Source organism: Haloplanus sp. GDY1 (assembly GCF_023703775.1).
Classification (GTDB): domain Archaea; phylum Halobacteriota; class Halobacteria; order Halobacteriales; family Haloferacaceae; genus Haloplanus; species Haloplanus halophilus.
Genome location: NZ_CP098514.1, coordinates 2,431,259 through 2,455,570, shown reverse-complemented (window position 1 = coordinate 2,455,570; position 24,312 = coordinate 2,431,259). Strand labels below are relative to the sequence as shown.

Annotated in this window: 23 protein-coding genes; 8 read left to right on the top strand and 15 right to left on the bottom strand. The window is 69.8% G+C overall.

The window, feature by feature from the left end; genetic code table 11:
- Positions 1 to 44 precede the first annotated feature (44 nt).
- Positions 45 to 1,424 (top strand): hemolysin family protein, encoded by a 1,380-nt coding sequence (locus tag NBT67_RS13130; protein ID WP_251342222.1) that lies wholly within the window; start codon positions 45 to 47, stop codon positions 1,422 to 1,424.
- Between the two features lies 1 nt (position 1,425).
- Here NBT67_RS13130 and NBT67_RS13125 read toward each other — a convergent pair whose 3' ends face one another.
- From NBT67_RS13125 to NBT67_RS13115, 3 genes are all read right to left on the bottom strand, one after another.
- Positions 1,426 to 2,598 (bottom strand): inorganic phosphate transporter, encoded by a 1,173-nt coding sequence (locus NBT67_RS13125; protein WP_251342221.1) that lies wholly within the window; start codon positions 2,596 to 2,598, stop codon positions 1,426 to 1,428.
- Between the two features lie 51 nt (positions 2,599 to 2,649).
- Positions 2,650 to 2,808 (bottom strand): DUF7859 family protein, encoded by a 159-nt coding sequence (locus NBT67_RS13120; protein ID WP_251342220.1) that lies wholly within the window; start codon positions 2,806 to 2,808, stop codon positions 2,650 to 2,652.
- 442 nt (positions 2,809 to 3,250) lie between these two features.
- A complete protein-coding gene (locus NBT67_RS13115; protein ID WP_251342219.1) occupies positions 3,251 to 3,811 on the bottom strand; it encodes a metallophosphoesterase in 561 nt (186 codons plus the stop codon).
- A gap of 75 nt (positions 3,812 to 3,886) precedes the next feature.
- On the opposite strand from NBT67_RS13115, the gene NBT67_RS13110 reads away from it, so the two are divergent.
- Positions 3,887 to 4,828 (top strand): cation diffusion facilitator family transporter, encoded by a 942-nt coding sequence (locus tag NBT67_RS13110; RefSeq protein ID WP_251342218.1) that lies wholly within the window; start codon positions 3,887 to 3,889, stop codon positions 4,826 to 4,828.
- 145 nt (positions 4,829 to 4,973) lie between these two features.
- On the opposite strand, the gene NBT67_RS13105 is transcribed toward NBT67_RS13110, so the two are convergent.
- The 6 genes from NBT67_RS13105 to NBT67_RS18025 form a co-directional block, all read right to left on the bottom strand.
- Complete coding sequence (locus NBT67_RS13105) at positions 4,974 to 5,996, bottom strand: threonine aldolase family protein (protein WP_251342217.1); 1,023 nt, start codon at positions 5,994 to 5,996, stop codon at positions 4,974 to 4,976.
- Positions 5,997 to 6,034: 38 nt separating this feature from the next.
- Positions 6,035 to 6,328, bottom strand: coding sequence for a GYD domain-containing protein (locus tag NBT67_RS13100; protein ID WP_251342216.1), 294 nt, complete (start codon positions 6,326 to 6,328; stop codon positions 6,035 to 6,037).
- Positions 6,329 to 6,451: 123 nt separating this feature from the next.
- Positions 6,452 to 7,420: an electron transfer flavoprotein subunit alpha/FixB family protein gene (locus tag NBT67_RS13095; protein WP_251342215.1), complete on the bottom strand. Its 969-nt coding sequence runs from the start codon at positions 7,418 to 7,420 to the stop codon at positions 6,452 to 6,454.
- Between the two features lie 2 nt (positions 7,421 to 7,422).
- On the bottom strand, positions 7,423 to 8,175 hold the full coding sequence (locus NBT67_RS13090) for an electron transfer flavoprotein subunit beta/FixA family protein (protein WP_251342214.1): 753 nt from the start codon (positions 8,173 to 8,175) through the stop codon (positions 7,423 to 7,425).
- A gap of 2 nt (positions 8,176 to 8,177) precedes the next feature.
- Complete coding sequence (locus tag NBT67_RS13085; protein WP_251342213.1) at positions 8,178 to 10,712, bottom strand: GcvT family protein; 2,535 nt, start codon at positions 10,710 to 10,712, stop codon at positions 8,178 to 8,180.
- A 139-nt stretch (positions 10,713 to 10,851) separates the two neighbouring features.
- Positions 10,852 to 10,986 carry a hypothetical protein gene (locus NBT67_RS18025; RefSeq protein WP_256474650.1) on the bottom strand — a complete coding sequence of 45 codons (135 nt, stop codon included), beginning with the start codon at positions 10,984 to 10,986 and terminating at the stop codon, positions 10,852 to 10,854.
- A gap of 98 nt (positions 10,987 to 11,084) precedes the next feature.
- On the opposite strand from NBT67_RS18025, the gene NBT67_RS13080 reads away from it, so the two are divergent.
- From NBT67_RS13080 to NBT67_RS13065, 4 genes are all read left to right on the top strand, one after another.
- Positions 11,085 to 13,238: a 4Fe-4S dicluster domain-containing protein gene (locus tag NBT67_RS13080; RefSeq protein WP_251342212.1), complete on the top strand. Its 2,154-nt coding sequence runs from the start codon at positions 11,085 to 11,087 to the stop codon at positions 13,236 to 13,238.
- 54 nt (positions 13,239 to 13,292) lie between these two features.
- Positions 13,293 to 14,381 carry an aminopeptidase gene (locus tag NBT67_RS13075; protein WP_251342211.1) on the top strand — a complete coding sequence of 363 codons (1,089 nt, stop codon included), beginning with the start codon at positions 13,293 to 13,295 and terminating at the stop codon, positions 14,379 to 14,381.
- Positions 14,382 to 14,627: 246 nt separating this feature from the next.
- The gene (locus tag NBT67_RS13070) at positions 14,628 to 15,212 is read left to right on the top strand and encodes a carboxymuconolactone decarboxylase family protein (protein ID WP_251342210.1); all 585 of its coding nucleotides are present in this window, start codon (positions 14,628 to 14,630) and stop codon (positions 15,210 to 15,212) included.
- Positions 15,213 to 15,320: 108 nt separating this feature from the next.
- The gene (locus NBT67_RS13065; RefSeq protein ID WP_251342209.1) at positions 15,321 to 16,604 is read left to right on the top strand and encodes an L-lactate MFS transporter; all 1,284 of its coding nucleotides are present in this window, start codon (positions 15,321 to 15,323) and stop codon (positions 16,602 to 16,604) included.
- Positions 16,605 to 16,643: 39 nt separating this feature from the next.
- On the opposite strand, the gene lrp is transcribed toward NBT67_RS13065, so the two are convergent.
- On the bottom strand, positions 16,644 to 17,102 hold the full coding sequence (gene lrp, locus NBT67_RS13060) for an HTH-type transcriptional regulator Lrp (RefSeq protein ID WP_251342208.1): 459 nt from the start codon (positions 17,100 to 17,102) through the stop codon (positions 16,644 to 16,646).
- A gap of 126 nt (positions 17,103 to 17,228) precedes the next feature.
- On the opposite strand from lrp, the gene glnA reads away from it, so the two are divergent.
- The gene (gene glnA, locus NBT67_RS13055) at positions 17,229 to 18,605 is read left to right on the top strand and encodes a type I glutamate--ammonia ligase (protein ID WP_251342207.1); all 1,377 of its coding nucleotides are present in this window, start codon (positions 17,229 to 17,231) and stop codon (positions 18,603 to 18,605) included.
- Here glnA and NBT67_RS13050 read toward each other — a convergent pair.
- From NBT67_RS13050 to NBT67_RS13030, 5 genes are all read right to left on the bottom strand, one after another.
- Entirely contained in the window at positions 18,602 to 19,489 is an 888-nt protein-coding gene (locus NBT67_RS13050) for a phosphatase PAP2 family protein (RefSeq protein ID WP_251342206.1), read from the bottom strand. The two genes, glnA and NBT67_RS13050, sit on opposite strands and share 4 nt — an antisense overlap.
- Positions 19,490 to 19,612: 123 nt before the next feature.
- Positions 19,613 to 20,863, bottom strand: coding sequence for a YihY/virulence factor BrkB family protein (locus NBT67_RS13045; protein ID WP_251342205.1), 1,251 nt, complete (start codon positions 20,861 to 20,863; stop codon positions 19,613 to 19,615).
- Between the two features lie 49 nt (positions 20,864 to 20,912).
- Positions 20,913 to 21,593, bottom strand: a complete 681-nt coding sequence (locus tag NBT67_RS13040) for a class I SAM-dependent methyltransferase (protein WP_251342204.1) — start codon at positions 21,591 to 21,593, stop codon at positions 20,913 to 20,915.
- 290 nt (positions 21,594 to 21,883) lie between these two features.
- The gene (locus NBT67_RS13035; protein ID WP_251342203.1) at positions 21,884 to 22,417 is read right to left on the bottom strand and encodes a hypothetical protein; all 534 of its coding nucleotides are present in this window, start codon (positions 22,415 to 22,417) and stop codon (positions 21,884 to 21,886) included.
- A gap of 287 nt (positions 22,418 to 22,704) precedes the next feature.
- Complete coding sequence (locus tag NBT67_RS13030) at positions 22,705 to 23,826, bottom strand: tRNA (guanine(26)-N(2))-dimethyltransferase (protein ID WP_251342202.1); 1,122 nt, start codon at positions 23,824 to 23,826, stop codon at positions 22,705 to 22,707.
- Between the two features lie 126 nt (positions 23,827 to 23,952).
- On the opposite strand from NBT67_RS13030, the gene NBT67_RS13025 reads away from it, so the two are divergent.
- A complete protein-coding gene (locus tag NBT67_RS13025; protein ID WP_251342201.1) occupies positions 23,953 to 24,300 on the top strand; it encodes a hypothetical protein in 348 nt (115 codons plus the stop codon).
- Positions 24,301 to 24,312 lie beyond the last annotated feature (12 nt).

Below are 24,312 nucleotides of genomic sequence, written 5' to 3'. Positions count from 1 at the left end.
AGGGCAACGCTTAATTCAGGGCCGTGATTAGGAAGGGTACTTCCATGGGTTTGTCGTCGACAGCGAGCGCCGCCGGAGTCGGGCCCCCGGCGCAGATCGCCGACATCGTGCCGCTGACCGACACGACCGTGACCATCGCCGGATCGGTCGCGATACTCGTGTTGATCGCGCTGTCGGCGTTTTTCTCCTCCTCGGAGATCGCGATGTTCTCGCTGGCCCGCCACCGGGTCGAATCGCTCGTCGAGGACGGTGTGCCCGGCGCGACGGCGGTTCAGGAGCTGAAATCCGACCCCCACCGGCTCCTCATCACCATCCTCGTCGGCAACAACATCGTCAACATCGCCATGTCGTCGATCGCGACCGGGCTCTTTGCCATCTACCTCTCGCGGGGGCGGGCCGTGATCGCGGCGACGTTCGGCATCACCACGCTCGTCCTCCTGTTCGGTGAGAGCGCGCCGAAGTCCTACGCGGTCGAGAACACCGAGTCGTGGGCGCTGCGGATCGCGCGCCCGCTCAAGTACTCGGAACTGGTGCTCCTGCCGCTGGTGATCGTCTTCGACAACCTGACCCGGGCGATCAACCGCGTGACTGGCGGGCGGTCGGCCATCGAGACGAGCTACGTCACCCGTGACGAGATCCAGAACATGATCCAGACCGGGGAGCGCGAGGGGGTGATCGAGGAGGAGGAACGCGAGATGCTCCAGCGCATCTTCCGGTTCAACCGCACCATCGCCAAGGAGGTGATGACGCCGCGTCTGGACATGACCGCGGTCCCGAAGGACGCGGCCATCGACGAGGCCATCGAGACGTGCGTCCAGAGCGATCACGAACGCATCCCGGTCTACGAGGGCAACCTCGACAACATCATCGGCGTCGTCACCCTGCGCGACCTCATCCGGCAGAAACACTACGGCGAGGGCGACGTCGACCTGACGGACGTGGTCCAGCCGACCCTCCACGTTCCGGAATCGAAGAACGTCGACGAGTTGCTGGAGGAGATCCAGGACAACCGGATGCGGATGGTGATCGTCATCGACGAGTTCGGCACCACGGAGGGACTGATCACGCTGGAGGACATGGTCGAGGAGATCGTCGGCGACATCCTCGAAGGCGACGAGGAGGAGCCGTTCGAGTTCGTCGAGGACGACGTGGTGATCGTCCGCGGCGAGGTCAACATCGACGAGGTGAACGAGACCCTCGGTCTCGACCTCCCGGAGGGCGAGGAGTTCGAGACGCTCGCGGGCTTCATCTTCAACCGCGCCGGCCGCCTCGTCGAGGAGGGCGAGAAGATCGAGTACGACAGCATCACGATCCGGATCGAGCAGGTGGACAACACCCGGATCATGAAGGCCCGAATCACGATCCACGAGGAGGACGAAGAGGAGGAGGAGGAGCCGGCCGACGAGGCCGAGGCCGAGGGGTAGGTCAGACCACGACCGCGTCGATGGCGGTGAAGGCGCCGAACCCGACCGCGAAGGCCAGCAGGAGCGACCCGATCCACGCGAGCACCGTGTAGGCCATCTTGCGGCGACTGACGCCGCTGCCGCCGGCGGCGTAGCCGGAGCCGATGATCGCCGAGACGACGATCTCGTTGAACGAGACGGGGATGCCGAACGCGACGGCGGTCTGAGCGATGGCGAAGGAGGGGATGAGCGCCGCGATCGAGCGCCGAGGACCGAGCGAGGAGTAGTCCTGTGCGAGCGCCTTGATCATGCGCGGGGCGCCGGTCCACGAGCCGAGCAGGAGGCCGAGGCCGCCGCCGGCGAGCACCGCGGGCAGCGGGACCGACACCGTATCCAGCAGGGGGACCAGCGGGCCGATGGCCAGCCCCACCTGACTCCCGCCGGCGGAGAAGGCCACCAGCCCGCCGAGGACGAGCAGGAACCGGCGCTGGGTCGCCTCGGGATGGGTGACCAGTCCGCGGAAGAGGACAGCCGTCACGAGCAGCGCACAGCCGAGGGTGACGGCCGGGGCGCCGCCGGGGACGGCCGGACCGAGGGCGTCCGCGACGGAGCCGCCCTCGCCGGCCGGACCGAGCAGCGTGAACTCGACGGTGGCCACGAGGGCGCCGACGAGGCCGCCGAGCGGGGCGATGGCGTACCGCTCGGGAACGGACGGCGAGCGGAGGATCCGGGCGGTGGCGTACGCGACGCCGCCGCCGGCGAACGGGGTAAGCACCCAGAGGGCCGCGATCTGTCGGTACTTCGCCCACGCGGGGTCGCCGCCGAGGGCGAGGCCGACGCCGACGACGGCACCGGTGACCGTGAAGGCGGTGGCGATTGGGTAGCCCGTGAAGACGCCGACGGCGACGAGGACGGCCGCGGTGAGCAACCCGACGATGGCCGCGGTGGCGGTCAGCGAGACGCCGTCGATCAACCCCGTGCCGACCGCTTCGGTGACGTTCGCACCCTGAAGGACGGCGCCGGCGAAGCCGAGCAGGCCGACGACGAAGCCGGCACGCATCACGGAGATGGCGTTCGCGCCGACGGCGGCGGCGAAGGGAGTCGACCCCGAGGAGCCGGCGCCGATGGCCCACGCCATGAACAGACTCGCTAGCGCGGCGACCACGAACGTCAGCAGCGTCCCAGTGGCGACCATCCGTCCGTGCCCTTCTGAGGGAGGGGGGTACTAAGCCGTACCGGGAGCCGGCTACCGGTACCCCTCGTCGTACCCCTCCCGGAGCGAGAGGAGGGTCCGGCGGACGAGCAGGTAGCCGAAGAAGACGAGCAACAGCATCAGCCCCACGAGCGCGAGGAAGAAGGGGTCCCCGAGGAGGTCCGAGTACTGGAGCACGACGGAGGGAGCCATGGATGGAAGGTGACCCGGGCCGCACAAAGCCGTTTCGCCGACCCGGCGTATCGGGAGCCGTCGGACGTGGTCGACGGAGGGGAACCGCCGACGAGCGGGGGGGTGCCTCCGCGACGGGGGGAGAGGGCTCGCGGCGGTTCCCAGGGAGCCGTACGCCACGAAGACGGACGAGTCCGGTGCTTGAATGAGCCACCAGTTTATCAGTGCCGGCGGCGGCGCGACGAGTGGCTCGACGGCGGGACCGTCTCCCGGCGCGAGCAAACTCAAATGGGCGTTTGAGCCTACGGTGTTTATATTATGGCGTCGGACGTATCCGTGAGTGCGTGGTCCCCCGACCTCGCTTCGGCCCTCCATCGCCGACGCTTCGGCCCTCCATTTCGTTCCCTCTCGTCGCGACCGATCGGGTCCCCGACCGCGGGGGCGACGGCCGGAAGCGACGAACTCAGTCGAGCGGCGGAACGTGAACCGACTCGATCACGTCGCCGTCCGGCGTGCGAACGACGCCGACCAGCCCCGTCGTCGCCGCGACGCGCTCCCGAACGTCCGCGGGGACGTCCGCCTCGGCCGCCCACAGTTCCGCGTGACCGGGGCGGTTTCCGCGCGGGTCGGCGTGGCTCCCCGGGTTGAGCAACACCGGCCCGTCCGCGTCGTCGACGACGGCCGGGCGGTGGGTGTGTCCCGAGACGACGAGAGCGGCGCCGCGCTCCCGGCCGAACAGGGAGAGCGCGGTCGGCCCGCCGCGCTCCGTGTGGGTGACCGCGATAGGGACGCCGGCGTAGGTCGTCGAGGCGGCGGGGGGCAGACGCGCTCGCACGGCCTCGCGGTCGGCGTTGCCGTGGACGGCGACCAGTCGGGGCGACGCCTCGCGGAAGGCGTCGAGGACGGCTGGCGTGGTGAAGTCGCCGGCGTGGATCACCAGATCCGCGGCGGCCACGGCCTCGCGCGTGCGGCCGGTCAGGCGGGGGTCGTCGGTGCCGTGGGTGTCGGAGCAGACGGCGAGCATGGCGGGGTGAAGGGACCGCGACGACAACTCGGTTGCGGTCGGAAGGTTGAATCGGGGGCCGTCCGAGGGACGCACATGGCCGGGAGCAGGTCCGTGGTGATAGCCGCACTCGTCGCGAACGGCGCCATCGCGGTGCTGAAGTTCGGCGCCTTCCTCCTCACGGGGAGTCCCTCGATGCTCTCCGAGACGTACCACTCCATCTCGGATACGGGCAACCAGGTGTTCCTCCTGATCGGGATTCGATACAGCAAGAAAGAGCCGAGCCGCGGGCACGCCTTCGGCTACGGGAAGGCCCAGTTCTTCTACAGCTTCCTGGTGTCGGTCCTGCTGTTCGGCATCGCGGGGTGGGAGAGCCTGAAACACGGCTACGGCGCCATCGTCCACGGACACTCGGCCGCGCCGGGGATGGTGACCTTCGGGGGCGTCACGTTCGACGCCGTCTACGTCAGCGTCGTCGTCCTCCTCGGCGCTATCGCGTTCGAAACCTACGCGTTCGTGAAGGCGAACGCCGAACTCCGGCGGCAGATGGAGGAGTACGGCTGGTCGAGCCTGGTCGAGGCGTTCAGATCGACCAGCGACGTGACCACCCTGACCGCCTTCACGGAGGACGCCATCGCCCTCGGCGGTGCGGTGATCGCTCTGGTGGGCATCCTCCTCACGCGGGCGACGGGCAACTACATCTACGACGCCGTCTCCGCGGCGCTGATCGGCGTCCTCCTGATGGGGTTCGCGCTGGCGCTGGCGTGGGAGAACAAGCGCCTCCTGCTCGGCGAGAGCGCGCCGAAGGGACTCGAAGACGACTTCCAGTCGATCATCGCCGACCACCCGGGCGTGACCCACGTCGACCGGTTCCGGACGATGTTCGTCGGGGCGAGCGCCATCCTCGTCGCCGCCGACGTGAGCTTCGATCCGGCCCTCGACACGGACGACCTGGACGCCGACGTCAGCCGCATCGAGGAGAAACTCCGGGCTCGGGACGACCGGGTGCGGTTCGTCTACCTCGAACCGGAGCTGTGAACCGCCTCGGGATCGAGCCCCGAAGCACTCGCCTTGCTCATCTGTAGCGGACGCCCCGAGCCGCCCGGGACGCCCAGCGGGAGCGACAGTCCGCCGGCGGCGAGGGCGTCGGGGACCACGGGTCGGGGGGCGGTGCCGCGGCGGATCACGCCACCGATTCGACGACGCCGGCGATCCGCTCTATCGCCCGGTCCACGTCCTCGCCGTCGACGTCGAGGTGGGTACAGAACCGCACGGTCGTCCCGCCGAAGGGCACACAGGCCACGTCGCGGGCGGCGCAGGCGTCGACGAACGCCGCGCCGTCGAGGCCGGTGCCCGCCACGTCCGCGACGACGATGTTGGTGTCGGGGTCCCGCGCCGACACGCCGTCGATGGCGTCCAGTCCGGCCGCGAGTCGGGCGGCGTTCTCGTGGTCGGTCGCGAGGCGATCGCGGTTCTCCAGCGCTCGGAGGCCGGGCGCGGCGACGATTCCGGCCTGCCGCATCCCGCCGCCGTAGCGCTTCCGGACCCGGCGGGCCGCCTCGACGAAGTCCTCGCTCCCCGCGAGCATCGACCCGACGGGGGCGCCGAGCCCCTTCGAGAGACAGAAGAGGACGGAGTCGACGGGCGCGACCATCTCGGCGGGCGGGGTGTCGAGGGCGACGCAGGCGTTGAACAGGCGGGCGCCGTCCAGGTGGACGGGGACGTCCCCGGCGGCCTCGGCGGCCGCCTCGATCCGGTCGCGGGGGACGGCCACGCCGCCGCGGGCGTTGTGCGTGTTCTCCAGCCACAGGAGGCCGGTCCCGGGTCGGTGGAGGTCGCGGTCGTGGCTGCCGTCGCGGATCTGTGCGGGCGAGGGGACCGCCCGGTCGCCGGCGTCGACGGTGCGGGTCTGGAGGCCGGCGCCCTGCGCGAGGTTGCCGAGTTCCCAGCGGACGACGTGGGCCTCGTCGTCGACGACGACCTCGCTGCCGGGGTCGGCGTGGACGGCCGCCGCGACCTGATTGCCCATCGTCCCCGTCGGGACGAACAGCGCGGCCTCGCAGCCGACGAGGTCGGCCGCCCGGCGTTCGAGTTCGTTCACCGTCGGGTCGTCGCGGTAGACGTCGTCGCCCACGTCGGCGTCGCGGGCGGCGTCGCGCATCGCGTCGGAGGGCTTCGTCACCGTGTCGGATCGCAGGTCGATCATGCTCCGAGTCGGGGCGGCGACGGCAAAAAACGAGTCGGTCAGGGGAGCCCGGCGATCAACTCGCGGTACTCGTCCTCCGGGAACGCGCGGAGGGTTTCGGTCCGGACCGCACCCTCGCCCGAGATCGTGATGCCGGCCTGCGTGGCCGTCTCCGCGTCCGGAAACGCCATGACGACGACGGCGTCGTACTGCCCCATCGTGAGGAAGAACTCGCGGAGTTCGCCCCCCAGCGACTCCACGACCTCCCGGGCCGCGTCGAGGCGGTCCGGGCTCTCGTCCATGTGCTGTACGCCCTCGGCCGTGTAGTTCACGAGGCTGATGTACGTCTCCATGCTGGATCGGTCGCCCGAGCGAGCGACCGCATGGTATTTGTCACCGAAGCACAAGAAAGTGCGCCACCCCGTGACACGACGGATCCGCGTCCGGTGTGGAGCCGCCGGATCGACGGGGGTGCGTCACTCGGTGCGCCGCTCCAGCTCCTCGGTGACCGCCGGAACGACCTCGTGGAGGTCGGCGACGACCGCCCAGTCGGCCTTCCCGACGATGGCCGCGTCCGGATCGGTGTTGACGGCGAGGACGTTTTCGGCGCCTTTGCAGCCGACCATGTGCTGGACGGCGCCGCTGATGCCACAGGGAACGTAGATCTCCGGGGCGATCTTGGCTCCGGTCTGGCCGATCTGGTCGTCGTGTGGCCGCCACCCCTCGTTGACCGCGGCGCGGGAGGAGCCGACCGCGGCGTCGGGGAGCCGGTCCGCGAGTTCCTCGAGCGCCTCGAAGTCGCCGTCGGTGCCGCGACCACCGGCGACGACGACGCGGGCCTCGCTCAGCGGGACGCCCTCGACGTCCGACTCCTCGACGCGCGTGCGGCGGACGCGGAGGTCGCCCGCTTCGAGGTCCGGCGCGAACGGGTTCACGTCGGCCGGGCCGTCGTCGGTCGGGACCGCCGACACCTCGTTCGGCGCGACGGTCAGTACCTTCGTGTCGGCGTGGAGTCGCGCGTGTTCGAGGAGCGTCCCGCCCCAGCGCTGGCGTGTGAGTTCGTAGCCGTCGCCGTCGGGGGCGACGTCGACGACCTCCGCGGCCATCGTCTCGTCGAGTTTCGCGGCCGCGTGGGCGAGGACCTCCGACCCCCGGTCGGTGCCGGGGGCGACGACCGCGTCGCTGCCAGTCCCCTCGGCACACTGGACGACGGCTCGGGCGTACGCTTCGGGCGCGTAGTCGTCGAGGTCGTCGCCCTCGACGGCGTTGACGACCGCGGCCCCGTAGGCGCCGGCGTCGTCCGCCACGCCCGCCGCCTCCGGGCCGAAGGCGACGGCTTCGAGGGGTTCTTCCACCGCCGCCGCGAGGTCGCGTGCGAGCGTGAGCGCCTGGGCGGAGGCGTCGTCGATCACCCCGCCGTCGTGTTCGACGACGACGAGCACCATCGTCAGATCACCTCCAGTTCGTCGAGGACGTCGACGACGTCGGCCGCGGCGTCGGGGCTCTCGCCGAGGATCTCGGCGGGGCTGTCGTCGGTCTCCGGCACCTCCAGTGCCACCAGTTCGAGTCCGTCATCGCGCGGGTCGGGGTCGCGGCGGTCGATCTCGGTCTTCCGGGCCTGCATCTTCGCGCGCATCGAGGGGTAGCGCGGCTCGTTCGTGCCCTCCTTGACCGTCACGACGGCCGGGAGTGCCACCTCGTAGACCTCGGTTCCGCCGGGAATCTCCCGCTCGGCGACCGCCGTGCCGTCGGTCACGTCGAGCCCCTTGACGCCGGTGACACAGGGGAGATCGAGCGCCTCGGCGACGCGGACGCCGACCTGGTGGTTCGCGGCGTCGGCCGACTCGTTCCCGAACAGGAGGAGGTCGAAGTCGGTCCCGTCCTCGTCGGCCGCGGCCGCGATGGCGTCGGCCGTCGCGGCCGGCCCCCACCGCTCGTCGGTTTCGAGCAGGATCCCGTGGTCGGCACCCATCGCGATGGCCGACCGGAGCTGTTCGGTCGCGTCCGCGCTCCCGAGCGTGAGTGCGGTGACCGCGCCGCCGTGCTCCTCGACCAACTGGACGCCCGCCTCGACGGCACACTCCTCGTGGGGGCTGACCGTGAACCCGAGCGAGCTGGTGTCGATTGCCGTTCGATCCGCCGTCAGCGTCACCTTCGATCCCGTTTCCGGGACCCGTTTGATCGCCGTGAGTATCTCCATTGTCAGTAGTCGTTGCGGAACAGTCGGTCGCCGTCGGGGTCGAAGACGCCGCCGTGGCCGACGACTTCGACGTCGACGGGGTACTGCTGGCCGAAGTACTCCACCCACAGCCGCTCGCCCTCGGTGGCGTGTTCGGGGGGCAGGTACGCCAGGAGGAGGTGGTCCCCGACCGAGGGGCCGGTGCCGGCCGACGTGACGTAGGAGCGCCGGCCCTCCTCGTCGACGAGGACGTCGCCGTCGGCGTCGAGGATCGGTTCGCCGCCGGTCATGAATCGGGGCTCGCCGCCGTCGGGGGCGTGATCCGCGACCGACAGCGTACACAGCGTCGCGGCGTTCGCTCCGTCGATCCCCGCGGCGTAGGCGTCCTTGCCGACGAACTCGGCGTCCTTGATGCCGTGGAGCGTCAGTCCGGCCTCCGCCGGCGTGTACTCGATGTCGAGGTCCGCGCCGATCAGGCGATACCCCTTCTCCATGCGGCCGGTCTCGCCGTAGACGCCGGTGCCGATCGGGCGGACGTCGTGCTTCTGGCCGGCCTCGTAGATGGTGTCCCAGAGGCGCTGCCCGCGGTCCATCGGGGCGTAGATCTCCCACCCGAACTCGCCGACGTACGAGATCCGGAACGCCGTCGCGTTCACCGGGCCGATCGTGACCTCGCGCATCTCGGCGAAGTCGAACGAGTCGGCGGTCATCGGCTCCTCCGCGACCTCGTCCATCAGCGCCTCGGCGTTCGGTCCCCAGACCCCCAGCGTACACAGCTCCGACGAGCGGCCGAGGAGTTCGGCGTCACCGTCCAGGTGGCGGCGGAACCACGTCTTGTCCTGCCCGGCGTGTGCGCCGCCGGTGATGACGCGGTAGTGGTTCTCGCCGAGCCGGGCGACCGTCAGGTCGGCGACGAACCCGCCGTTCGGCGCGAGGATCGGCGTGTACGCGGCGTCGCCGGCGTCGATGTCCATCGGGGCGACACAGAGTCGCTCCATGTTCGCGGCGGCGTCGCTACCGACGATATCGAAGATGCCGAAGCCGGTGTCGCCGATCATCCCGACCGCGTCACGCAGGTGCAGGTGTTCGCCGAGAACGATTTCGGACCACCAGCGGCTGTCCCACTCGTTCGGTCGCCGGAGGTCGGCGATCTCCGCTTCGTACGCCTCGACGAGGTCCGCGTTGGACTCGTACCAGCGGGGGCGCTCCCAGCCGCCGGCCTCGAAGAACTCGGCGTCGAGGTCCCGCTGGCGGTGGTAGAACGCGCTCGTCCGGAGCGGCCGAACCGACTCCCACTGCTCGCGCGGGTGGACGATCCCGTAGATCTTCTGGAACCCCTCGTGGGCACGGGATTTGACGAACTCGCGGGTCTCGCCGTACTCGTCGAAGCGGGCGACGTGATCGTGGGCGACGATGTCGACGTCGGGGTGGCCCTTGGTCATCCACTTCGACACCTCGCGGGCGATGGCGGGGGCCTCCTTGATCCAGATGGCGGCACAGGACCAGAGCCCGTCGACCTCGGGAACGGGACCGAGGAGGGGATGGCCGTCGGGCGTGACCGACAGCAGCCCGTCTATCGAGTGGCGGATCCCCGCGTTCGGATCGTCGAGGAGGTCCGGAACGATCTCGAGGGCGTGTTGCATCGAGTCCTCGAAGGCGTCCTCGGTGAGCGGCGGCTGGGTCGGCGACAGCGGCGCCTCCTCGATGGAGGGCACGTCGTCGACGTCCCACAGGATCGGCCGGTGTTCGTAGGAGCCGACCTCGAGGTCGTTGCCGTGCTGGCGCTCGTACATCCGCGTGTCCATGTCGCGGACGACGGGGTAGTTGATCTCGCCCTCGCCCTCCTCGAAGCGCTCGATGGGGCCGACGGAGACCATCTGGTGGACGGCGGGCGTCAGCGGGATGTCGACGCCGGCCATGTCGGCGATCTTCGGACTCCAGAGCCCCGCCGCGACGACCACCTCGTCGGCGGCGACCGTGCCGCGGTCGGTCTCGACGGCCCGGATCGTGCCGTCCTCGACGTGGAGGTCGGTCACCGCCGTGTTCGGCGCGGTCCGGAGCGCACCCCGGTCGGCGGCCCGCTGGCGGTACAGGTCGGCGGCTCGGAGCGGGTCACAGGTCCCGGCGTCCTTGCTGTAGAAGCCGCCCTCGATCAGGTCGGTGTCGACGTACGGGACCAGATCCTCGACCTCCGAGGGGGTGAGCAGTTCGGCCGCCTCGCCGAAGGACTTCGCGGAGACGACGCGCCGTTCGAGCTCCGCCATCCGCTCGTCGGTGCGGGCGACCTCGATGCCGCCGGAGTTGGTGAACGTGTCGAACTCCCGGTAGATGTCGCGGCTGTCGGCGGTCAGCCGCGTCATGTCCTTGCTGTGCTCGACCGGGAAGATGAAGTTCGACGCGTGGCCGGTCGAGCCCCCGGGATCGGAGAGGGGTCCCTTGTCGATCAGGAGGACGTCGTCGCGGCCGCGTTCGGCCAACTCGCCGGCCAGGGAACTCCCGACGATGCCGGCCCCGACGATCACCGTCCCCGCGTTCGACGGGAAGTCGTCGTCGCTCATCGGCGCTCGTCCTCGCTCGCCGTCGTGTGTTCGTCCGTTCTAGTCGCGGACACGCGTGTCTCGATGGGTTCTCTCACTCTCACCCGTGAAGCTCGCCGAGCGACTGACAACTAGCTAGTCCCGAACATCTACGGCCGCGTTATCCGAGCAGGAAGAGCAGGAAGGGAACGACGAAAAGGAGGGTAAAGAGGGCGAGCAGTCCGAGCCCGTAACTGGCGGCCGTCGCGGCGGCGGCGGTCCACGCGGGGTGGTCGAACCGATCGAGTGCGGTCATCGTGGCGTGTGCACGGCCGCCCGACGGATATCGGTGTCGACGCCGAACCGGTCCGTTCGTGACAACATTTATTCCGGGATTGGGGAACGTTTCGGGCAATGGCTGCTCAGGAAGGAGTCGTGACCAGACCGACGTTCTGGGGTATCGGACACGCCGGGGAGCTAGCCTTCTACGGCCTCTCCGCCGTCGCGATCCTCGTCTTCGCGTACGGGGTCTACCGGCGGATCGAGCGGATCACGGCCGGGCAGGCGGACCCCGTCGACCGCCTCGACGACCTGCCGGATCGGATCGTCGCCTCGATGCGGGTCGTCCTCTCGAACCGGACGCTCTTCGACCGGGACGCGGTCGGGGGCCTCATGCACGCGTTCATCATGTGGGGCTTTCTCACCCTTTTGATCGGGACGACGATCCTCGCGATCGACATGGACGTCTGGACCAAGCTGTTGGGCCAGCCCTCCTTTTTCGTCGGCGACTTCTACCTCTCGTACTCGCTGGTGATGGACGCGATGGGGCTGCTGTTCGTCGTCGGCGTCGGCGTGGCGCTGTACCGCCGGTACGCCGCACGGAAGTGGCGCCTGCGGGGGAACCACACGGGGCTGGAGGACGACCTCTTCGTCTGGACGCTCTTCCTCCTCGGCGTCGGCGGCTATCTGACCGAGGGGGTCCGCATCCTCGGCACCGGCTTCCCCGCCTTCGAGACGGTGAGCTTCGTCGGCTGGTTCGTCGCCGACGTGCTGGCCGCAGCGGGGATGAGCGAGGCGACGGCCGAGGCCGTCTACCCGGTCGTCTGGTGGTCGCACTCGCTGCTCGCGCTCGCGTTCGTCGCCGCGATCCCGTACGGCAAGCCGTTCCACATGCTCGCGTCGTACGCCAACGTCGTCACGCGGGACGAGAAGGCCGGCGTCCGCCTCCCGGGGATTCCGGCCGACCTCGACGCCGACACCGGCGCCGAGACCGTCGGGGACTTCACCTGGAAGGAACTGCTCGATCAGGACGCCTGCACGAACTGCGGGCGCTGTTCCGCGGCCTGTCCCGCCGAATCCGTCGGTCGCCCGCTCGATCCGCGGGAGGTGATCCTCGACCTGAAACGGTATCGGGACGAACGGGACGCCGGCGAGGCCGAAGACGTCGACATCGTCGCCGACGGCGGGACGAGCGTCGTCGACGCCGCGACGATGGAGTCCTGTATGGGGTGTATGGCCTGTATGGACGCCTGTCCGGTGGAGATCGAGCACCTCAGCTCGTTCACGCGGCTGAATCGCCAGCTCACGGACCAGGGCGACGTCGACCCGAACGTCCAGGACACCTTCGACAACGTCATGCGGAAGGGCAACACCTTCGGCGATCCGGCCGACGAACGCGCCGACTGGACCGACGACCTCGACTTCGAGGTGGCGGACGCCCGCGAGGCAGACGTGGAGTATCTCTGGTACGTCGGCGACTACCCGAGCTACGACGAGCGAAACAAGAAGGTGGCCCGCTCGCTGGCGACGCTCCTCGAACGGGCCGACGTCGAGTACGGCATCCTCTTCGAGGACGAGAAGTACGACGGCAACGACATCCGCCGTCTCGGCGAGGAGTTCCTCTACGTCGACCTCGCCGGGCACCACGTCGAGCAGTTCGAGGCGGTCGATCCGGAGGCCATCGTCTGTACGGACCCACACTCCTACAACACGTTCGAAAACGAGTATCCGGAGGTGGACTTTGCCGAATTCGCCGACGATCCGCTGATGGGATTCGACTACGACGGCGAGTGGAACGCGGACGGCGAGGTGGCGGTCCTCCACTGGACCCAGGCGGTCGAGGAGCTGGTCGCGGACGGACGACTCGACCTCACCGGGGACGAACTCGACTACACGGTCACCTACCACGACCCCTGTCACCTCGGCCGCTACAACGACGAGTACGAGGCGCCGCGGGAACTCATCCGGGCGACGGGGGCGACGCTCGCGGAGATGCCCCGCAACCGGGCGGACTCGTTCTGCTGTGGGGGTGGCGGCGGTGGCCTCTGGATGGACCTCGAGGAGGAGACCAAGCCGAGCGAGGAGCGGATGCGCGAGGCCCTCGAGGACACCGACGGCGACGTCGAGAAGTTCGTCGTCGCCTGTCCGATGTGCATGACGATGTACGAGGACGGTCGCAAGACCGGCGGATACGAGGACGACATCGAAATCGTCGACGTCGCGGAGCTACTCGTCGAGGCCGTCGACGCCGGCGGCGGGGAGACACGGGCGGCCGGCCGAGTCGAGTAGCCGCCGGCCGTCGGACTCCGAAAGGCTTTGCCGCCCGGGGCGGAACCCCACCACATGGACCCGCGCATTCGCACGCACGCAGAGATCATCGTGGACCACTCGGCGCGGATCGAGTCGGGTGACGACGTGGTGGTGAGCATGCCTGCCGTCGCGGAGGACCTCGCCGTCGCCCTCCACGAGGTGCTGGGCGACCGGGGGGCCAATCCCGTCTACCTGAACAACTCCGAGCGGGCGAGTCGGGCGTACCTCCGGGCGAGCGACGACGAGGACTTCGAGACGCCGGCCCACCAGCTGGCGCTCTACGAGGAGGCGGATGCCGCGATCATCGCCCGCGGCGGGCCGAACGTCTCGGAGCAGAGCGACGTTGCCCCCGAGACCAACGCCGCCTACCGCCGCGCGATGCGGCCCGTCCTCGACGAGCGGCTGGGGACGCGCTGGTGTCTCACGCAGTTCCCCTCCTCGGGGCACGCCCAGTTGGCGGGCATGAGCACCGAGGCCTACGAGAACTTCGTCTGGGACGCCGTCACGCTCGACTGGGACGCACAGCGCGAGCACCAGTCGCGGATGGTCGACATCCTCGACGGTGCCGACGAGGTGCGGATCAGGAGCGGCGCGGAGACGGACGTCACCATGTCGGTGGCGGGCAACCCCACACTGAACGACTACGGCGAGCACAACCTGCCCGGCGGCGAGGTGTTCACCGCGCCGGTCACGGAGTCGGTGGAGGGGGACGTCCACTTCGACATGCCGCTGTACCGGAAGGGGAAGGAGATCGAGGGCGCCCGCCTCCGGTTCGAGGACGGCCGCGTCGTCGAGCACAGCGCCGAGCGCAACGAGGAGGTGCTCACCGGCATCCTGGACACCGACGAGGGCGCGCGCTACCTGGGCGAACTCGGCATCGGGATGAACCGCTCCATCGACCAGTTCACCTACAACATGCTGTTCGACGAGAAGATGGGCGACACCGTCCACATGGCGGTGGGCAACGCCTACGAGGACACCGTGGGCGAGGAAAACGAGCGCAACGAGAGCGCCGAACACGTCGACATGATCGTCGACATGTCCGAGGACTCGGTCATCGAGGTGGACGGGGAGGTCGTCCAGCGCAACGGCACCTTCGTGTTCGAGGACGGCTTCGAGTAGCGGAAGGCGGGTTTTTGGTCCAGCTTTTTGCGCGAACGCAGTGAGCGCCAAAAAGGTGGAACTGGCACCGTCGTGTTCGAGGACGGCTTCGAGTAGCGGAAGGCGGTCTTTTGGTCCAGCTTTTTGCGCGAACGCAGTGAGCGCCAAAAAGGTGGAACTGGCACCGTCGTGTTCGAGGACGGCGTCGAGTAGCGGAAGACGGTCTTTTGGTCCAGCTTTTTGCGCGAACACCCCGTAGCGGGGGGCATGGCGGGACGACCGGACAGCCTTCGACCGGAAGACGTCGACGACGAACGGGCCGCGGAGTTGCTGGAGGCGGCCGCGGACGACTGGTACGGGGACAGCGCGTTCTTCGGCGCGATGGCGTGGACGCCGACGATCTTCGAGCGGATCGTCGACGTGTTTCGAGCGTTCCCGCGGAGCGAGGGCATCGACGCGGAACTGCTCGAACTGATGCGCCTCAAGATCGCCGAAGTGAACGGGTGTACGTACTGTGCGACGGTCCGGACGCTGTCGGTTCGCGACGGGATCGCACCCACGGAGGCGGCGGTCTTCGGCACCGTCGACGAGGACGCGCTCGACCGGCGGACGTATCTCGCCGTCCGCCTGGCCGAGCGGTTCGCCGAGGACCCCCACCGGCTCACCGAGGAACAGTTCGAGGCGCTCCGGACGGAGTACACGGCCGCCGAGGTCGTAGAGCTGTTGCTGTTCGCCGGCCTCGAAGTGGGGCTGGACCGGTTCTGTATCGCGCTGGAACTCGACACGACGGCCGAGAGCGAGTACCCGAGCGGTCTCGACTACCCGCTGGAGGACGAGCCGCGGTCGGAGTGAGTCGGATCGCGGGCGGCCACGCCGCGTCGACGTCGGAGGCGAGGCGGACTCCGGCGGATCGTATCACTCGTCGGATGTTTTTTCGTGGCCACCGTCGTTACGGGAGATATGACCACGACGACCAAGAACCGCTGGCTCATCGCCGTCTCGGCCATGCTGATCCACCTGTCTATCGGGTCGGTGTACGCCTACAGCGTGTATCAGCGACCGCTCCAGGCGACACAGGGGTGGAGCATCGGCGACGTGACCCTCGGGTTCACCGTCGCCATCTTCACCCTCGGCGCGTCGACGGCGCTGCTCGGGCGGTACGTGGAGCGGTACGGACCGCGCGTGTCGGGGACGGCCGCGGCCGTCGCGTTCGCCGGCGGAACCGTCCTCGCGGGCGTCGCCGTCCAGTACGGGAGCCACGTGGGGTTCGTCCTGACCTACGGCCTCGTCGCCGGGGTGGGACTCGGCCTGGGGTACATCAGTCCCATCTCGACGCTCGTGAAGTGGTTTCCCGACCGTCGCGGCCTGGCGACCGGACTCGCCGTGATGGGGTTCGGCGCCGGGGCGCTGGTGACCGGGCCGGTGGCCAACTGGCTGATCGAGACGACGAGCATTCCCACGACCCTGTACGTCCTCGGGGCGGGCTACTTCGTCGCGATGGCGGCGGGTGCGAGCTACCTCGAAACGCCGCCGGCGGGGTGGGTGCCGGAGGGGATCGATCCGGACGCGGTCGTCGAGACGGAGGGTCACGGGGTGATCGTCGCGTCGGACCTCGAACAGCGCACCGCGAGCGAGGCGCTCCGCACGCCGCAGTTCTACCTGGTCTGGATGGTCGTCTTCGTCAACGTCTCGGCGGGGATCATGCTCCTCTCGGTGGCGTCGAACATGACGCAGGCGGTCACGGGGGCGAGCGCGGCCGTCGCGGCGGGGGTCGTCGGCCTGATCGGCGTCTTCAACGGCGCCGGGCGGATCATCTGGTCGAGCCTCTCGGATTACCTGGGCCGGACGACCACGTACGGCGTGTTCTTCGTGCTACAGATCGGCGCCTTCCTGGCGCTCCCCCGCCTCACGACCGTCCCGCTGTTCGCGGGGGCGATATTCCTGATCATCACCTGCTACGGCGGGGGGTTCGCGTGTCTGCCGGCGTATCTGGCTGACCTGTTCGGCACCGAGGAACTGGGAGCGATCCACGGCTACGCGCTGACCGCGTGGTCGATGGCCGGCGTCGCCGGGCCGACGCTGGTGGCACGGATCGTCGAGCGGACCGGCGGCTACGAACTCGCCTTCTACGTCGTCGCCGGCGCGCTCACGGTCGGGCTCGCGTGCGTCGGACTGCTCCGCTGGCGGGTGAGCGTCGTCCGCGAGGCACGGCTCCACGGAACGCCGCACGGCCTCCGGCGGTAGGTGCTCGTCGCCCCGTGGCGACCCGCCGGAGGTGGCGGCTCACTCGTCGACGTCGAGTTCGAACTGCTTGTTCTCGACGACGGCGTTGAGGACGACGCTGGTGTTGGACTCGCGGATGTCGGCGTCGGTCAGCAGGGTCTTGATCTGCTCGTTCATGCCGTCGGTGTCCCGGAACTTGCCGATGGCGATGACGTCGTAGTCGCCGGTCACCTCGTAGACGCTGGTCATCTGCTTCTGGTCGCGCAGGTCGTCGGTGATGTCCGGCAGGGCGCTCCCCTCCACCTTCAACTGGAGGATGGCCGTCACGTCGTAGCCGAGCGCGTCGTAGTTCACGCGCGGGGTGTACCCCTCGATGACGCCCTCGTCCTCCAGGTCGCGGAGGTGGTTCGAGACGGTGGTGACGGAGACGTCGAGCTCCTCGGCGAGGCTCCTGAGGCTCGCGCGACCGTCGCCCAGGAGTGCGTTGATCAGCTTGGCGTCGAGATTTTCGTACGTCATGGCAGTTACGCACGGCCCGGGGGGTATAGAAGTTTACGAATATCCAATTTCGAACGAAGCGGAGAGGAAATTGCAGCCAACAAAAAGGGCTTAATACTAGGAGTATAGATTAACCCTGTCCAGAACATGACGGACGAAACTGCGGCGGCTGACGGCGGTTTGACGGCGGAAGAACAGGACGTCATCGACGAGATCGACGAGGAGAACGTCGACTTCCTGCGGCTCCAGTTCACCGACATCCTCGGCACAGTCAAGAACGTCTCGGTCCCGGCCAGTCAGGCGGAGAAGGCGTTCACCGAGGGTATCTACTTCGACGGGTCCTCCATCGACGGGTTCGTACGCATTCAGGAGTCCGACATGCGGCTCGACCCCGACCCCTCGACGTTCGCCGTCCTCCCGTGGCGGAACGGCGACGACAACGGCGGGGCGGCCGCGCGACTCATCTGTGACGTGATCGACACCTCGACCGGCGAGCCCTTCTCGGGCGACCCGCGGGGCGTCCTCAAGGACGCCATCGCGCGCGCCGAGGAGATGGGCTACGACGTGAACATGGCCCCCGAGCCGGAGTTCTTCCTGTTCGAGGAGGACGAGGAGGGCCGCGCGACGACGAAGACCAACGACGCCGGCGGCTACTTCGACCTCGCGCCGAAGGACCTCGCCTCGGACGTGCGCCGTGACATCATCTACGGCCTGGAGAGCATGGGCTTCGACATCGAGGCCTCGCACCACGAGGTCGCTCAGGGCCAACACGAGATCAACTTCACGTACGACGACGCCCTGTCGACGGCCGACAACGTCGCCACCTTCCGTGCGGTCGTCCGCGCCATCGCGGCCGAGCACGACCTCCACGCGACGTTCATGCCCAAGCCCATCGCGCGGATCAACGGCTCGGGGATGCACACCCACATGTCGCTGTTCAAGGACGGCGAGAACGCCTTCCACGACGACGACGACGAGTTCAACCTGAGCGACACGGCGAAGAGCTACGTGGCGGGCATCCTCGATCACGCCCCCGCGATCACCGCCGTCGCCAACCCGACGGTCAACAGCTACAAGCGTCTGGTTCCGGGCTACGAGGCCCCCGTCTACGTCGCCTGGTCGGACCGCAACCGCTCGGCGCTCATCCGCAAGCCGGCGGCGCGCGTGCCCGCCGCCTCGCGGATCGAACTCCGCTCGCCCGACCCGTCGTGTAACCCCTACCTCGCCTTCGCGGCCATGATCCACGCCGGCCTCGACGGCATCGAGCGTGACCTCGACTGTCCCGACCCGGTCCGGGAGAACATCTACGAGTTCGACGAGGGGAAGCGCGAGGAGTACGGCATCACGACGCTGCCGTCGAACCTCGGCGAGGCCGTCGACGCCCTCGAAGCCGACGAGACGATCCAGAGCGCGCTCGGCGACCACGTCACCGAGAAGTTCATCGAGGCCAAGTCCCAGGAGTTCGGCGAGTACATCGTCGAGGTCTCCGAGTGGGAACTCGACCGCTACCTCGAGAAGTTCTAACGGCCGACGTCCAATCCTTTTTTCGCGACCGTCCCGGAGAGCCCCGGCACCGCGATCAGCAGGGCGACCACGCCGACGGTCGTCGCGGCCGCGACGGCCAGCGGGATCCCGCCGTCGAGGACCGCGGCCGCGCTCGCGACCACCACGCCCAGCGTCACGACCGAGATGGCGAGCTGTGGGGTCGATCCGCGGGCCGCGACGACCCGGTCGGCGGCGAGGTGCCACCCGAGCAGGCCGCCGCCGGCGGCGGCGACGGCGACCACGGTGTTCCTGACGACGGCCACGGCCACGCCAGCGAGGCCGACGGCGAGGGCGACGGCGAAGACGCGGCGGGCGTCGGCGACGGTCACGCGCTCGGGCGCCAGCCCGGGGCCGATCCGGAGCGCGGCGACGAGATACGCGAGGCCGACGGCGACGCCGGCGATCACGTCGACCAGGTAGTGGACGCCGATGACGACGCGGGAGGCGGCGACGAGGGCGACGAGCGACCCGGCGGCGGCGACGACGGTCGGGGAGCGACGCTCGGCGGGGAGCAGCGCCACCAGCCCGCCGTAGACGGCGGTGGCGCCGATGGCGTGACCGCTGGGGAACCCGTAGCCGTCGACGCCGGCGCCGGGCGGGCGCGGGAGCGCGAAGGCGTGTTTGAGCGCCAGGGTCAGCGCGAACGCGCCGACGGTGAGGGCGAGCGCGGTCGCCATCCGCGGGGCGGCCACGCCGAGGCGGTTCGCCAGCAGGTAGGCGGCGGCGACGACGACGATCAGGGTCAGCGGATCGCCGAGGCGGGTGACGAGTCCGGCGGCCGCGACGAGGGCCTCCGGGAGCGTCTCGACGACGCCCGTCTCACCCACGCCGCGGTCGGCGACGGCTCGGTCGACGAGCGACATGGGTCGGGCGTGTGGTGGAAGGAACATATATTCCCGCGGTTCGGCACGGGCGTCGGGAGGAGCGGCCCGACACCCGATGGGCGCCCCGTTGCCGACGGCATCGGCCGCGGGCGACCCCGGGAGTCAGCGCCGGAACCGGCGCACGGCGTCGAGGGCCTCGCCCGGTTTGCCGAGCAGCGAGAGCCCGGCGCCGAAGAGCACGAAGAGGACGTAGAGCCCGAGCGTCGAGAGGAAGATGACGACCATCGCGACGAGGGCGATCAGGTCGTCGAGGAGGTAGAAGGCGCCGAGGGTCAGGACCGTCCCGTAGAGGAGGACGAGGTAGGGACCCCAGCCCCGGGCGTGGCCGCGGCGCATCCGCCGGCGGACGTACGCCTTCAGCTCGCCTTCCAGTTCCGGCCGGTCGACCGTCCGGTCTTGCACGTCGGCCTCGAAGGCGTCCAGATCGGCACGGACCTCCTCGACCCGGTCGGCGAGGTCCTCGATGTCCGGTGCCGGGGAGGGATCGGAGTCGCCTTCCGTGTCGTCTCCGGTCATTGCCGTCGTCACGTGGTCTCGGTCCCGCGGGTGTTGTACCTGCCGATTCGGGGCGGCCGTTCGGTCGGCGAGGACGGCGTTGAGCGTCGCGCCGACGAGGAGGGCCAGCCCCGCGAGGTAGAACCACGTCACGAGGAGGAGGACGGCACCGAGGGCGCCGTAGAGCGCGAACCGCCCCGCCGACGCGACGGCGGCGTAGACGGCGAAGGCGGTTCCGAGCAGCGTCCAGCAGAGCGCGCCGACGAGGGTGCCGGGCAGCGCCTCGCGCGGCGAGAGATCGACCGCCGGCAGCAGGTAGTAGACCGGAAAGAGGGCGGCGACGAGGACGGCGAAAAAGAGGAGGGGCGCGAGGACGGCCACGGGGGGCAGTCGGAGGACGGCGACGGCTCCGACGAGGGCGACGCCGCCGAAGACGCCGACGCCGACGGCGACGAGGACGGTCACGCCGACGCGGATGCTCCGGAGGAAGCCACGGGGGTCGACGTCGTAGACCCGGGCGAAGGCGGTGTCGACGCCCCGAAAGAGCTTCAGCGACCCCCAGCCGAGGAGCGCGAGGCCGACGAGGGTGACGCCGCCCTGTCCGGTCGTGTTCGCCAGCGCGTCGGCGACGAGGTCCTGGCCGACGGGCAGGAGGTAGCGCCCGGCGAGGGCGACGACGGCCGTCCGGAGCGACGGCCCACCGAGCGTCGTCGCGACGACGGCCGCGAGGACGAGCAACGGGAGGACGGAGACGAAGGCGTAGTAGGCGACGCTGGCGGCCAGCAGGGTGACGTCCCGCGCGCGAGCCTCGCGGACGACGGCACGCGCGGCGGGGAGCACCCGGGCGAGTCGGGTCACGGCGTGTCGGTTCGGTCGGCGGGCGGAAAAGGGCGCGGGCGCCGGGGACCTACGGCGCGACGCCGACGGTCAGCAGGGTCCCCCACGTCCGGTAGCGGTCGATCATCGCCTCGCGGGAGTCCCAGTCGTCGGTCGGGAAGGCCTCGGCGGGCGGAATCTCGATTTCGCGGTCGGGGATGGTGTCCTGTTCGGCCACGTGGAACCCGGCCGAGCGGAACGCCTCGCGATACTGCGCCCGGTCCCACAGTCGCATCTCGACGCCCACCTGCTCCTGCCACTCGTGAGTGTGTTCGCTCTCCTCGAAGAAGTTCACGGCACAGAAGAAGGTGCCGCCGGGTCGGAGGACCCGCCGGAGTTCGCGAAGCACCGCGTCGGGGTCCCGCGCGTAGTAGAACGCCTCCATCGACCACACGTGGTCGACGCTGTCGTCCCGGAGGGGCAGGTGCTGGAAGTCACCCGCGAGGAAGTCGACGGCCCCGTCGTCGGTGTACTCGCGGGCGTTGCGCACCATCGCCCCCGAGGCGTCGAGGCCGACGCCGCGGCCGACCTCCCGCGTCTCGCGGAGCGCCCGGAGGGCGTACCCCGACCCGGTCCCCAGATCGAGCACCGTGTCGCCGGCCTCGGCGGGCATCCGGGCGAGTGCCTCCTTGGCCGTGTGCCAGTGTCGCTCCTCCATCCCTCGGTCCTTGCCTGCCGCCGCCCACGCGTCGAACTCCGCTTGGACACTCATCGGTCGGGCACACGGGGCCGGGACGCAAACCTCTACTGGAAGCCGGGCGGCGGGCACCGGAGCGTGGCTCTCGGTCGACGAGGTGACCGAGGGATGGACGGGGGGCGCCGCCGGCCCGCGATGGCGAGGGGCGGCGACCGAACGCGACGGTGGCGGCCGCGGTGCCGGACGGCGAGCGGATGCCCGCGCGGTCGTCGCCCCGACCCCGACGACGAGGCGACGTCCGGCCGCCGTCCGCACGCTACCGCCACGGCCACCCGCAGCCTGCGGAGCAAAGTCGGCCCGGCGAACTACAGCAGGCCCTTGACGGTGTTGATGACCGTCCACGTCGCCTGTTTCACGAGTTTGCCGTCCTCGCCGTTGATGACGATTCCGCGGACGGTGCGCTCGCCGTCGCGCCGGACGACCGCCCCGTTCCGGACGGCGTCGACGAACTGCGGCACCGGGTCCGGGAGCGCGACCAAGTCCTCGGCGGTGTCGCGCGTCATCTGCATCTTCAGGCCCGCGTCGTCCCGGCGGGACTGCCGGAGGTCGGTGATCGTGCCGTCGGGGCGCATCCGGAAGGAGAAGACCACGTCGGTGTCGACGAAGTAGACGTTGACGACGTTGCCCGCGAGCTGGTTGAACACCTGCCGCTCGGCGAAGTTCATCTCGGCGTCGGTGACGTTGGCGTTGAACCGGGGCTGCATGTCCTGCAGGTCCGCGAACAGGTCGTCGGCCCACGCCGGCTGATCGCTCGACTGGGCGGCGACGGGCGCCGGTCCGGCGGCCAACGCGACGGTCACGACGAGGGCGGCGACGATGCGTCCGACGGCAGTGGTCATACGTACCCCAACGCGGGCTGCGTATATGGCGGTTTGGGCGGGTCGGGGCGTGCACTCGGTCGGGACCCGCCCAGAACGGCCGCCTCGACGGGCGACGATCGTCCGAACGGCGCCGAGGGGGAAGGGGAGGGGGATGACCCGACGCCGTTACCGGTCGCCCGAGGCGTGTTGGCCGGATCGAGTGCGAGTAACCGACGACGGCAGTATGTCACACGTCGTCCAGCCACGTCGATCATGGGCGCAGTGAGACATAAGGGTACGACCTCTGTGGAGGGGTACCGCGGGGATCACTCGGCCGTCGCGTCCCGAATCTCCACGACCGAGGCGTCCGTCTTGAACGTCGTGCCGCCGTAGTGGGCGCGGGAGGCGTCGTAGCCGGCGGCCCGGAGGTCCGCGAGGAACTCGTCCATCGCGTTGGCGGAGCGCCCCCACTGCTTGCAGAGACGGTGCTGGTCGTAGTGAGTGGGGCGGTCGAGTTCGGCCTCGACCGTCTCCAGCAGTCGGCGGGCGCGGGCGGCCTCGCCCATCCCGTCGTCGATCCGGTCGCGGACGGCGGCGACGAACGCGCGGTCGCGGATCGCCCCCAGCCACAGGGGGCCGGCGGTGACGACGCGGGACCCCCCGCAGGCCGGACAGGTCTCCGGTGGGTGGGGAATCAGGCCGTCCTCGGCCTCGCGGGTGAGGCAGTCCTCGCAGTGGTGGACGTAGCCGAGTTCGTCGATGCAGTCGTCCGCCTCGGTCGCCCGGCCGTCGAGTTCGAGGTACGTCCGCGCGTAGTGCCGGGAGACGTGCGAACAGATCGGACGGGCCGCCTTGTCGTAGCGGGCGGCCGTACGGACCATGGCCGAGAGGAGGATCCGGAGCCCCATCTCGGGGTGGTAGTCGGTGTTTCGGGGGACCGCCGCGTACTTGCGGACGCCGGAGTCGAAGTGCGCGCCACAGAGCGGCGCGGTGTCGGTGGCGGTGACACAGACGAGGTTGCGGGCGTTGGCGAGCGCCGCGTCGGCGAAGGGGATGGGCGTGCCGAAGGGGTCGATGTCGACCACGTCGAACACCGTCGCCGAGTCGTAGAGGAGCGCGTTGACGTTTCGCTCGACCACCGACCCCGGCAGGTCGTTGTGTGCGAAGTTCTCGCGGGCGAGGGCCACGGCGTCCGGGTCGAGGTCCGCACAGGTCACGTCCCACCCCTCGGCGGCGGCACGGAGGCCGCGGACCCCGCTCGCGGCCATCGCGTCGAGATACGTCTCGGCGCGGGGTTCGCGCTCGGCGTACGCCCGGAGGACGGCGACGGTCACGTCGCGGTTCAGTTCCTGCGTGGGGTTGTAGAAGACGCCCTCGCCCTGTCCCTCGCTCGCCCCGTCGCGGGCGTCGGGAACGTCGAGTTCGACGCCGCCCTCGGTGACGCGCATGGGTGGGGAACGGGGTGGCGGCGAAAAAGTCGGTCGGTTCGGCCGAGTGGCCGGCGTCTGCCGCCCGTCGTGCGGTCGTCCGACCGACCGAACCCCTTTAGACGCCGAGGCCCGACGGTTCGGGTCGTGAGCGAGGTGGAGGACTGGCGGGCGGCGCTCTCGGCGGCCGGAGAGCTATCCGGCCCCATCGTCGACGCCATCCTCTCGGCCCACGGCGACCGGGGTCAGCGAGCCATCGAGGCCGTCTCCGAGGAGCGCGTCAAGCAGTACCGCGACTTCACGGTCGTCGTCGGCCACGACGACGAGTACGTGGTCGAGGACGGCGGCTGTACCTGCAAGGACGCCGAGTACAACCTCGATACGGCCGATCCGAGCCAGCGGTGCTGGCACGCCCTGGCCGTCGAGGTGGCCGAGCGCGTCGGCGCCGTCGACCACCACGACATGTGGTACTCCGAGGTTCGGGAGTTCCTGTAAGGGGTTTTTCAC